This is a genomic window from Sphingomonas sp. OTU376, from assembly GCF_038440415.1.
Lineage (GTDB): Bacteria > Pseudomonadota > Alphaproteobacteria > Sphingomonadales > Sphingomonadaceae > Sphingomonas > Sphingomonas kyeonggiensis_A.
In genome coordinates this window covers 1-11,506 of record NZ_JASATQ010000100.1, presented here as the reverse complement: position 1 = coordinate 11,506, position 11,506 = coordinate 1, and the positions used below count along the sequence as shown (strand labels likewise).

Annotated in this window: 5 protein-coding genes; 2 read left to right on the top strand and 3 right to left on the bottom strand. The window is 65.9% G+C overall.

Going from position 1 to position 11,506, the window contains the following annotated elements; genetic code table 11:
* Positions 1-57: 57 nt before the first annotated feature.
* The 3 genes from AAHM44_RS23555 to AAHM44_RS23545 form a co-directional block, all read right to left on the bottom strand.
* A complete protein-coding gene (locus AAHM44_RS23555) occupies positions 58-1,770 on the bottom strand; it encodes a thiamine pyrophosphate-dependent enzyme (RefSeq protein WP_342251517.1) in 1,713 nt (570 codons plus the stop codon).
* A gap of 116 nt (positions 1,771-1,886) precedes the next feature.
* On the bottom strand, positions 1,887-4,961 hold the full coding sequence (locus AAHM44_RS23550) for a TonB-dependent receptor domain-containing protein (protein WP_342251516.1): 3,075 nt from the start codon (positions 4,959-4,961) through the stop codon (positions 1,887-1,889).
* A gap of 281 nt (positions 4,962-5,242) precedes the next feature.
* Positions 5,243-8,053, bottom strand: a complete 2,811-nt coding sequence (locus tag AAHM44_RS23545) for a TonB-dependent receptor (RefSeq protein ID WP_342251515.1) — start codon at positions 8,051-8,053, stop codon at positions 5,243-5,245.
* A gap of 306 nt (positions 8,054-8,359) precedes the next feature.
* Between AAHM44_RS23545 and AAHM44_RS23540 the strand changes: the two genes are divergently transcribed.
* Together AAHM44_RS23540 and AAHM44_RS23535 are read left to right on the top strand one after the other, a co-directional pair.
* A complete protein-coding gene (locus tag AAHM44_RS23540) occupies positions 8,360-9,643 on the top strand; it encodes an MFS transporter (protein WP_342251514.1) in 1,284 nt (427 codons plus the stop codon).
* Positions 9,640-11,472 carry a hypothetical protein gene (locus AAHM44_RS23535; protein WP_342251513.1) on the top strand — a complete coding sequence of 611 codons (1,833 nt, stop codon included), beginning with the start codon at positions 9,640-9,642 and terminating at the stop codon, positions 11,470-11,472. Before AAHM44_RS23540 ends, AAHM44_RS23535 begins: the two co-directional genes overlap by 4 nt.
* The last annotated feature ends 34 nt before the right edge of the window (positions 11,473-11,506 follow it).

Sequence of the window (11,506 nt, the reverse complement as noted above, 5' to 3'; positions counted from 1 at the left end):
GAATCAGGCGCCTTTCCCTGCCTTCCCGCCCCGGATGCGATGCTTCGCGCGCCGGAATCAGGAAACGGCGCCGCGTACCAGTTCGAACGCTTCGTCCCCGCGCCCGGCCAGCACGGCCTTGGCCGAATAGAGTGCGGTGCCGAATATCTGCGCCGCCTCGATCCTGGGCGGCATCACCAGCTCGAAGCGATCGGTGACGACATCGAGCAGCGCCGGGCCCGGCTCGGCCAGCCATTGGCGCACGGCGTCTTCCACGTCCCCGCTCTTCTCCACGCGCCGGCTCCAGAAACCCATCGCCTCGGCCACGCGGGAGAAGTCCGGGTTCTGCAGGTCGGTGAAGGCATCGAGCAACCCCTCGACCTTCTGCTCGAGCTCGACAAAGCCGAGCGCGCCATTGTTGAAGATGCACACCTTGATCGGCAGCTTCTCCTGGATCGCGGTCATCAGGTCGCCGAGCATCATCGAGATGCCGCCGTCCCCCGATAGCGAGATCACCTGGCGATCGGGATAGGCTGCCTGGGCACCCAGCGCCTGGGGCATCGCATTGGCCATGGTGCCATGGGTGAGCGAGATCACGGTGCGGTTGCGACCGGTCGCGGGCACATGGCGCAGCGCCCAGACCATCGGCGAGCCGCAATCGGCGGTGAACACTGCGTCGGGCGCGGCGTGGCGGGCGATCGTCTCGGTCAGATATTGCGGGTGGATCGCCCTTCCCTCCGCCGCCACGGCATGCTTGCGCTGGCCGGCCACCGCCTTTTCATGCCGCGCGAGACAAGTATCGAGAAAGGCGCGGTCGACACGTTCCTTTATATGGGGGAGCAGCGCATCGAGCGTGTCGCGCACGCTGCCCACCGCGGCGATGTCGACCGGATGGCGGCGGCCGAGATGGGTGCCGTCCATGTCCACCTGTATGATCGTCGCCTTTGACGGGTAGAATTGCCGCCATGCGAAATCGCAGCCGAGCAGCAGCAGCGTGTCGCATTCCATCAGCGCGTCATAGCCGGCTTCCGAGCCGAACACGCCGGTCATGCCGACGGCATAGGGATTGTGCGGTTCGAGGAAGTCCTTGGCGCGCGAGGTATGGGCGACCGGCGCCTTGAGCTTTTCCGCCAGCGCCACGACCTGGTCATGCGCATCCTGGCAGCCCGAACCGCCATAGATGGCGACCTTGCCCCCGGCGTTGAGCGACTGGGCGATGCGATCGAGCTCGGCCTCCGAGGGCAGGATGCGCGGCTCGGCGCGGTGGACGGCGAAGTCGGGCTCGTCGGGCGCCTTTGCCGCGGAGACGTCGGCGGGGACGATGAGGACGGCGACACCCTTCCTGGCCAGCGCCGCCTGGGCGGCCATCGCGGTCATGCGGCGCGCCTGGGCGGGTGTGCGGATCTCGTCGCAGAACACGCTGCAGCTGGCATAGACCGACTTGAAGTCGACTTCCTGGGGGAAATCGAAGCCGAGCTCGTCGCGGACGATCTGGCTGGCGATCAATACTACCGGCGCGCGGTTGCGGTGGCTTTCGAACAGGCCGTTGATGAAGTGGAGGCTGCCGGGGCCGCAGGAGCCGGCACAGGCGGCGAGCTCGCCGGTGAGCAGCGCTTCCGCGCCCGCCGCGAAGCCACCGGCTTCCTCATGGCGGACATGGACCCAGCGGATGCCGCTCTCGCGGATCGCATCGGTGACATAGTTGAGCGTGTCGCCCGGCACCCCATAGCAGCGGCGGACGCCCGCCTGCTCGAGAGTCTCGATGATGACTTGGGCGACGGTGCGGGCCATGGCGTGCTCCTTGCTGATATCGGCAAGGGCGTAACACCCGGCGTCGCGGGACGGTCCTTATACGTCGGTAGGTATGGCCGCCGCGAGACATGCCCGCGGCGGCCAGATAGCCAGGATCAGAAGCTGAACCCGGCCGAGAACTTGAACGTCCGCGGCGGATTGCCGCCGACGCTGAAGCCGCTCAGGTCGCCGAACCGGCCATTGTCGACCGGGTTGCCGGCTGCATTGACTACGCCGACCACCTTGTTGTCGCGGTTGAACAGCGGCGCCGGATTGGTGTCGGTGAAGTTGCTGTTATAGGTGGTGTAGTTGTTCTCGTTGAGCACGTTGAGCACATCGACGCGCAGCCGGACCCGCGAATTGCCGAGGAAGCCGAGCTTGATGTACTTGGTCGCCGCCAGATCGACCTGGCGCAGCGCCCACAGGTCGCCGAGGATGAAGGGCTGCTTGTTGTTGCCCTCGATCACCGCGATGTGGCGGATGCCGGCGGTGTCGTTGTAGAAGCCCTTCACGAACGGCGCCGAGGACAGGGTCACCTTGCCCGAGAAGGTGAAGCCCAGCGGCGCATCGACACTGCCGGCCGCGACGAAGCGATGCCGCGGCACGCCGGCCGAGGCGAGCACCGGATAGTCCTTGATCGACGGGTAATCGAGCGAGAAAGTCTCGCCGAACTGCCGGTTCTCCACCGCATCCGTATAGGTATAGGTGGCGTTGAGGCTCCAGGGCGAGCTGGCCGAATAGCTCTTGGTCAGCTTCACATAGACCGAGTCCGCCTTGGTCTCGAGCCCGTTGTCGCCCAGGATGATCGAGCCGCGGCCCGGAGGGGCGTTGCCGAAGGGCGAGCTCTGGTTGCCGGTGGGCGCGAAGAAGGTGCCGTCCGGACGGCGGTTGCCGAGCAGCCAGACGAAGCCGTCATGGCTCTCGACATGGCTGTAGCCCAGCTCCGCCTCGAACAGCGGCAGCACGCGGCCGCGCAGGCCGAGGCTGAACTGGTCCGAATAGGGCACCTTGAGGTCGTTCTTGAGGAAGCGCAGCTCCGAGCCGCCCAGCGCGCCGACCGAGCTGACCAGCTGCGCCCTGCCCTGCGCCGTCAGATAATTGGCGTTCCACGCCACGCAGGTCGAGCTCGGCGCGCAGTTGTTGCGCGTGTCGCCCGGCACCAGGAAGTTGAAGGTACGGGTGGAATAGGAGCCGACCTGGGTTTCCTGCTGGACGAAGTCGAACTGGTTGCGGTCGTAGGAACGGCCGAACCCGCCGAACAGCGTGTAGCGCTTCTCGGCATCGAAATTGTAGCTGAAGCCGATGCGCGGCTGCCAGGCGCCCTTGAAGGTCTTCCGGTTCTTCCCGTTCGAGATGTAGTCGGCGATCTTGTAGTCGGCGTTGTTCAGGTTCGGATAGTTGGTCGGCGAAACCGCTGCCAGCGACGAGGCCGAGGTGACGAAGTTCACATAGGCCGGGGTGCGGTCGTAATCCCAGCGCAGGCCGAGGTTGAGCGTCAGCCGCGAGGTGACTTCCCAATCGTCCTGGATATAGGCGCCGAACTGGAAATTGTCCGACTTCACCGTCGGATCGCCGCCCAGCCCCGAGTCATAGCCGAACTGCACCCGGTACGGGGTCGCATCGTTCCAGGTCGCGCCGTTATACTGGGTGTTGTAGAAATAGACCGGGTTGTAGTTGTTGAGCTGCAGCGACTTGAGGCTCACCCACTTGGCCTTCACGCCCGCCTTGAAGGTGTGGCCCGAGATGCCGGTGAAGGTGAAGTCGTTCTGCGCGCCCCAGCCCTTCTGGCCCTTGTCCTGGTAGTTCGCGCCGCCGCCGGTGCGGAAGATCTGGGCGTTGTTGGCGTCCTGGAAGACGAAGCTATTCTCGAACACGCGCGGCGTCGGCGCCCATTGCGCATATTCATAGGTCAGCTTGAGGTCGTTGACCCAGTTGCTGCCGGTATGCTCCCAGCGCGCCAGGCCGCGATACTCGTTGACCACCGTGTCGATCGAGTTGCTGCGCAGGTTCGAGCCGCTGTTGATGCCCTCGCCGGTTTCCTTGCGGACCTTGAGCGACAGCTCGAACAGGTCGGCGGTCGACGGCACCAGGTCGATCTTGCCGAAATACAGGTCTTCGTTGAACGTCCGGTTGGTCGAGCCGAACTGGCTCTGGAACGCCGCCGGAATATTGGCGGTGTTGTTCGCGCTGCCCGGGAAGATGTCGACCGGGACCTGCTGGCGCTTGCCTTCGTAGGTCACGAAGAAGTGCATCAGGTCCTTGATGATCGGGCCGCCGAGCGCGCCGCCGAACTGGAAGTCGCGGGTGCGGGCCTTGCCGGTAGGGCTCCGCTCCTCGGTCGGGGTCTTCGCGCGCAGCGACTGGTCGGTATAATCGACGAACGCCTCGCCGTGGAACTCGTTGGTACCCGACTTGGTGACCGCGGTGATCGCCACCGAGCTGACCTGGTCGAACTCCGCCTTGTAGTTGGAGCTGATTACCCGGTACTCGCCCACCGCGAGCTGCGGGAAGGGATTGCCTTGGCTGGAATCTTGGCCGGTCACGCCGTTCTTGAGGACATAGTCCTTCTGGCCGACGCCATCGATGAAGATGTTGACCGTGCGGCTGTCCTGCGCGCCGCCCTGCAGACGCGACGCGCCATTGGCGCCGGTGACGAACTGCACGCCCGGCGCGAGATCGGCAAAGGCCAGGAAGTTGCGGTTGTTCTGCGGCAGCTGCTCGATCAGGCGCGTCGAGATGTTCACGCCGACTTCGCCGCCCTCCATCGAGCGCATCTTGCTGCCGGTGACGACGATCGCGTCGCTGGCACCGGCATCCTCGCCCGCGAAGTTGAAGTCGAGCTGCGCGTTCTGCGCCACGGAGAGCCGGAACTCATCGGTGTTGCGCGTGCCGGAACCGGTTACAATTTCGAGCCGATAAAGCCCGGGACGCAGCGAAGCGAACACGTACCCGCCGTCGGGACGGACCTCCGAAGTGCGGCGATAGCCGGTGTTCACTTCCACCGCGACGACCTGCGTGGCGGTGGTGCCGGCCGGCATCGTCACCGTTCCGCGCAGCGACGCATCGGATTCCTGTGCATGCGCGGGCGCTACCGCGACGGCGGTCAGCGACACGCCAAGCATCAATGCTGCTGCGACTTCCATCACGCGGCTGCGGCGCACGCGCACGCGTTCATTCACCCTGTCGGACATGAATTTCCTCCCCTTTGTCCGATCGGCCCGCTTCTGCAGCCTCGCCGGAAATCCCGCATTTTGCGTAGATTTCGACGAGTCGTCGGGACCGATCGCCTTTGCGGTAGCACGTGTAACCGGTTCCAGGTAGCAAAATGTTGCTGGATGATTGCCCCTTCCCGTCCCCGGCGTGTCGCCGAACCGGGCGGACATTGTGCTGCCGGGCAGACAAAAAAGGGGGCCAGCCAAGGGGGTTGGCTGGCCCCGTTCCTGGGGTGGAGGGATGGCTGGACTTGGAGGCGTTAGAAGGCCAGCCGGGCACCCAGGACAAACTGGCGCCCGCTGTGCGTGAGCACGTTCAGGCGGTTGCTCACGTCCACGAACTGGTCGTTCAGCGCATCGGTGAGGTTGATCCCCTCGAGGCTGAGCTTGAAGTTCTCGGTGACGTTGTACGAGATCTGCGCGTCGATGTTCGTGGTCGAGTTGGTGCCGTTGTACGAGTTACCCTCGGTGCCCGGCACGGCGGTCAGATACTTGGAGCGATAGGCGACCGAGCCGCGGATCGCGAACTTCTTGGTCTCGTAATAGAGCGTGCCGTTTGCGGCGTGCTTGGACAGGCCGAGCAGCGGCGCCTTCACCGTGGTCGCGCCATTGGCCGAGGTCAGATACTCGATGTCCGAGCTGACATAGGTGTAGTTGGCCAGCACGCCGAAGTTGCTCAGGAAACCCGGCAGGAAGCTGAAGGGTTGCTGCACGTTCACTTCGAAGCCGCGTAGCAGGCCGCCCTTCGAATTGACCGGCTGGCTGACGATGAACGCGTCGGTCGGGCTTGCGGTGGTGCCGTTGAGCAGCGAGTTGGGCAGGCCCAGGCTGCTATAGGGCACGGTGGTGCTCAGCGTCTGGACGAAGGTGCCGATGTCCTTCTGGAAGGCAGAGACCGCGTAGATCGCGCCGCGCGTCGGGTACCATTCGATCGAGGCGTCGAGATTGGTCGACTTGGTCGGCTTCAGGTCCGGATTGCCCGAGCTGAAGGTGCGGTTGCCGCCCGAGACGTTGAGGTTGCCGCCCGGGGTGAGCGAACCGATGCCGGCGCGGGCGATCGTCTTGGCCGCGGCGAAGCGGACCATCAGATTGTCGGTCACGTCGAACACGAGGTTGGCCGAGGGCAGCCAGTTCTCATAGCTGCGATCCGCGCTGACCAGGTTGATCGCGGTGCCCTGGCTGGCATAGCCGGTCGAGAACTGGTCGGTCTTCACATAGCGCAGGCCGACATCGCCGCGGACCGGCACGCCGGCATTGGCGAGGTTGAACTCCGCCATGCCCCAGGCGCCCAGATCCTCCTCGCGCACCGTGACGAACGAGCCGCGCGCGGTTGCGTTCTCGACGCCGCCGGTGGCGTAGGTCGGGTTGCTGTAGGTGTTGAGATAGGCCTGGAACGCCTCGAGGTTCGGCACGACCCACGACGTCGGCGTGCCCGAGGGGATGGTAAGCCCGCGGCCGAAGCCCGAGAAGACATTGGTGAGCGGTGCGAGCTGGGCCGCGGTGAGCGTGGTCACCACCGTCTCGCCCGACAGGCGGCGCTGCTCGGTGGAGCTGTATTCGAACCGGCGCCAGTCAACACCGGCCTTGAGCTTCAGTTCGGGCGAGGTCGTCCATTCCAGGAAGCCCTTGGCGTTGGTGAAGCTGTTGTCGACGGTCTGCGGCCGGATGCGCACTTCCGACGTGCCGTTGGTGAAGGCGAAGTTCGCGACGTTGGCGATGTCCACGCCCGGGCGGATCGTCGGGAAGCGCGTCGAGAAGTCGTAGAAGAAGCCGTTGGTGTTGGCCGCGTCGATCGTCACCGTGGTCTGGATCGGGTTGCGGAACTGCGAGCTCGAATAGCCGACGATCGCGCCGAACTTCAGCGACTCCCCGATCTTCTGATCGAGCGTGCCAGTGAGCTGGTAGAAATCGGTGGTGAGCTTGTCGTAGCGGGCCTGGCTGCGCAGATCGACGTTATCGAACGTGCCGCTGATGATGTTGTTGTTCGCATCGACGGTGCCCGAACGGATGATCGTCTGCGGCTTGCCGGTGCCCGAGCGGCTGAAGCTGATCGCCTGGAACTGCGATTCCTGGCGGGTGCCGTCGAGCCGCGAATAGAGGCCGTCGATCGAGATCAGCGTCTTCTCGGTCGGTCGGAACTGCACGCCGAGCGCGGCGCCCAGGCGCTTCTGGTCGATCGCATAGCTCACCAGGCCCGGGATACGCGGGTGATAGAGCGCGGTGGCCGGATTGGTGTCGTTGATCTGGGCGATGGTCTTGCCGGCGATCGTCGAGGTCGGCGCGAAACCGCCGTTGAAGCCGCCATAGGTCCAGCGCGTGATATTGGCGCCTTCCTCGACCAGCGCACGCTCTTCATAGGCGACCGAGAGCAGCACGCCGAAGCGGCCATCGGCGGTGCTGGTGGTGAGCAGCGTCGAGACGCGCGGCTTGGCCTTGCGGGCAAGGTCATTGTAGCTCGCCGCCGCCTGCACCACCGCGGTGGGCTTGCGATAGTCGAACGGGCGCGCGGTCTGCAGGTCGACGGTGCCGCCGAGCGAACCTTCCTCGACATCGGCAGTGGCGGTCTTGCGCACCGCCAGGCTGTTGAACAGGTCCGACGAGAAGATGTTGAAGTCGAAGCCGCGGCCGCGGTTCACGCCACCCGAATTGTCGGTGCCGCCGGTGGTGCCGATCGCTTCCATGCCGTTGATGCGGACGCGGCTATATTCCGGGCCGAGGCCGCGGATCGAGATGTTGCGGCCCTCGCCATTGACGCGGCTGATCGCCACGCCTGGGATGCGCTGGAGCGATTCCGCCAGGTTGAGGTCGGGGAATTCGGCGACGTCCTCGGCCTTGATCGCGTCGATCGTCGCGGTCTCGTTGCGCTTCATGTTGAGCGCGTTGTTGAGGCTGGCGCGGAAGCCCTTGACGACGATCTCGTTGGAAGGACCATCGTCCTGCTCGGGCGCGGCGGTCTGCGGCGCCGGATCAGCGGCAGCGGCTGCATCCTGTGCATGGGCGCTCGCCGCGGCGAGCACCGCTGCCGCGCTGGACAGGGCAAGGACGGATTTCAGGATTCGAGTGCGGGACATGCCTTCTGTCTCTCCCATAATGTGTCCGCTTCTTTGCCGAGCGGATTTGATTGCAGGCTGGTTAGCGAAGAACCGCCGCGACAAGCCAACCTCAATCGAACATGGATCGATGCGCTTCTTGCACTGATCGGCAATGATCCAGCCATGAACCCCAGCGATCCAGCCAAGGCGGGACTGGATCATTCCCCATTTTGGCTTGGACCGCGCCCCCTTCCCCCGGTACGCCTCAAGGATCGCGAAGCGTCGGCAACAGGCGCGCTACCCATGGAGAGAGATTTGTCCGAGCAGGCCGTCCGGCCCACGCGAGTGCGCTATGCAATCATTGCGCTGATCTTCGTGATCACCAGCGTCAACTATGCCGATCGCGCAACCTTCTCGATCGCGGGCAATGCCGCCGCCGGCGAGCTGGGCCTCACGCCGGTGCAGACCGGCTATATCCTCTCCGCCTTCGCCTGGGCCTATGCGCTGTCGCAGATCCCGGGCGGGCTGCTGCTCGACAAGTTCGGCACCAAGCGCGTCTATGCTAGCGCGATCGCGCTCTGGTCGCTCTTCACCTTCAGCCAGGGCTTTGCCGGGCTGATCCCGATCCTCTCGGCCACGGTGATGCTGTTCGCGCTGCGCTTCCTGGTCGGTCTGGCCGAGGCGCCGTCCTTCCCGGGCAATGCCCGGCTGGTCGCCGCCTGGTTTCCCGCCGCCGAGCGCGGCACCGCCTCCGCGATCTTCAATTCGGCGCAATATTTCTCGATCGTCGCCTTCGTGCCGCTGATGGGCTGGCTGGCGCACAGCTTCGGCTGGCGTTCGGTATTCTGGACGATGGGCGGGCTCGGCCTGCTCGCCACCCTCGCCTTCCTCCGCTTCATCCACAGCCCGGCGAAGCACCCCTCGATCAACCGCGCCGAGCTCGACGAGATCGAGGCCGGTGGCGGGCTGATCCATATGGAGGACCAGGCAGGATCCTCGGCGGCGTTCGAATGGGCCAATGTCCGCAAGCTGATCGCCAATCGGATGATGCTGGGCATCTATCTGGGGCAGTATTGCATCAACGTGCTGACCTATTTCTTCGTCACCTGGTTCCCGATCTACCTGGTCAAGGAGCGCGGGCTGAACATCATGGAGGCAGGCTTCGCCGCCGCCGCGCCCGCCCTGTTCGGCTTTGTCGGCGGGCTCGCCGGCGGCTTCATCTCCGATCGCATTCTCAAGCGCACCGGCTCGCTCGACTGGGCGCGCAAGGCGCCGCTGACCATCGGCATGCTGCTCGCCACCGCGATCATCGCCTGTGTCTGGGTGCAGCAGGAATGGCTGGTCGTCACACTGATGTCGGTCGCCTTCTTCGGCAAAGGCGTCGCCTCGCTCGGCTGGGCGGTGATGGCCGATGTCGCGCCCAAGAAGCTCGCCGGGCTCTCGGGCGGCGTGTTCAACATGTTCGGCAACATCGCCGGGATAGTGACCCCGATCGTGGTCGGCTATATCGTCGCGGGCACCGGATCGTTCGACCTCGCGCTGGTCTTCGTCGGCGCGCACTGCCTGCTGACGATCTTCGCCTTCCTCGTCATCGCCGGCCCGATCCGCCGCGTGGAGATCGCCGCATGACCGTCGATCGCCGCCAGTTCCTGCTTCAGGGCGCCGCCGGCGCAGTCGCCCTGCCCGCCACCGCCCATGCCGCGCCTGCCCGGCTGGTCGCCAAAACGGAGATGCCCGCACCCGACTGGGCGGTGCTGCAGCGCAGGCTGCTAGCCCGCAACGCCGCCGCCTGCGAGGCTTTCTACACCAAATATGTCGACGCGCGCGGCTGGCTGAAGGTGTTCGAGCGCTGGGGCGCCAATGACGGCCCCGACGACGCGGCCGAGGCGACCAATGACTGGCTGGTGCTTCACGCGCTCGGCGGTTCGGACCGCATCCTCACCCTCGCCCAGCACTTCTGGGAGGGGCACCTCAAGCAGTACACCGCCGCCCGCACCCTGGAGGTGCCAATCGCGCGGCAGGGCATGTATCACCGCGAGTTCCCGGTCCAGATGGACTGGCAGCACAACAGCGAGGGCCTCACCAGCTTCAACGTGATGGGCCTGTCGATCCCGCGCGACCGCAAGCTGCTGGCGCGGACGATGCGCTACGCCGATTTCTACACCGGCCGCGACCCGACGGTGCGGAACTACGATCCCGAGCGCCGGATCATACGCAGCATGATGAACGGCAGCCGCGGCCCGATGCTGCGCGAGGCGACCCCGCTCGACTGGGCCGGCGACCCGTTCGAGGCAGGCGAGCGCTTCCACATGGAGCATGGCGAGACGACGTACCAGCAGACGCTCGACCATTATGCCGAATATGGCGACGTGGTCGGCGACAACCCGCTCAACCTCCAGGCGACCACGCTAGGGCTCAACGCCTATGCGCTGGGCGGGGGCGAACGCTATCGGCGCTGGGCGCTCGACTATCTCGACGCCTGGGTCGACCGCGCCAAGGCCAACAACGACATCCTGCCCAGCCATGTCGGGCTCGACGGCAAGGTCGGCGCGAACTGGTGGCGCGGCACCTATGGCTGGGGCTTCTCGCCGGTCGTCCCGCAGACCGGCAAGCGCGAGGACCGCAACCGCGTGCCCCGCTCGATCACCGCCTTCTTCAACGGCACGGTGCTGACCGGCGACCTCTCCTATGTCGAGCTGTGGCGCCGCCAGAACGCCCGGATCAACGAGGCCGGCCGGCAGAAGGACGGCAAGTTCGAGGCCCCGACCATGTACGGCGCCCAGGGCTGGTATGGCTGGAAGCCCGGCCTCTATCGCAGCAACGGCTTCGAGATCTGGTACTTCACCCAGGACCCCAGGGACCGCGAAGCGGCCGGCGAGCATCCCTGGGTCTCGTTCCTCGAAGGCGCCAATCCCGGCTATCCGCTCAAGGCGATGCAGGCCGATCTCGACCGGATCGCCACGCGCGAAAAGGCGCAGGCGGACGACCCGACCACCCCCGACACCCGCCTCGCCGACTGGCCGCTCGACATCACCCCGGCGAGCATCACCAGCCTGATCCAGCTGATGACCGGCGGCCTCCATATCGGCCGCCCGCCCTGGTCGCCGACCTCGCCCAACCAGGGCGGCGTGCCGCTCCATTGCCGGCTGCGCTATTTCGACGCGGACAGGCGCCGCGCCGGCGTGCCCGAGGATGTCGCGGCGCTTGTCCACGCGCTGGGCGATACCTCCGCCGAGGTGACCCTGGTCAATCTCGGCACGGCGCCGCGCACCGTCATCGTGCAGGGCGGCGCCTGGGCCGAGCACCGGATCGAGAGCGTGACCCTCGACGGCGCCGAGACGCGGATCGGTCGCCCGGACTTCACCCTGCGGCTCGAGCCCGGCTGCGGCACGCGGCTGCGCCTGGCAATGCGGCGCTTCGCCAACCGGCCGACCCTGGCGTTTCCGTGGGGGCGGTAGGTTTCACAAGCTGGATGCTCCCCCGGGGGGGGGG

Coding starts and splice junctions, on each gene's coding strand:
- AAHM44_RS23545 (WP_342251515.1), bottom strand. CDS start 8,053: ATGTCCCGCACTCGAATCCTGAAATCCGTCCTTGCCCTGTCCAGCGCG.
- AAHM44_RS23555 (WP_342251517.1), bottom strand. CDS start 1,770: ATGGCCCGCACCGTCGCCCAAGTCATCATCGAGACTCTCGAGCAGGCG.
- AAHM44_RS23535 (WP_342251513.1), top strand. CDS start 9,640: ATGACCGTCGATCGCCGCCAGTTCCTGCTTCAGGGCGCCGCCGGCGCA.
- AAHM44_RS23550 (WP_342251516.1), bottom strand. CDS start 4,961: ATGTCCGACAGGGTGAATGAACGCGTGCGCGTGCGCCGCAGCCGCGTG.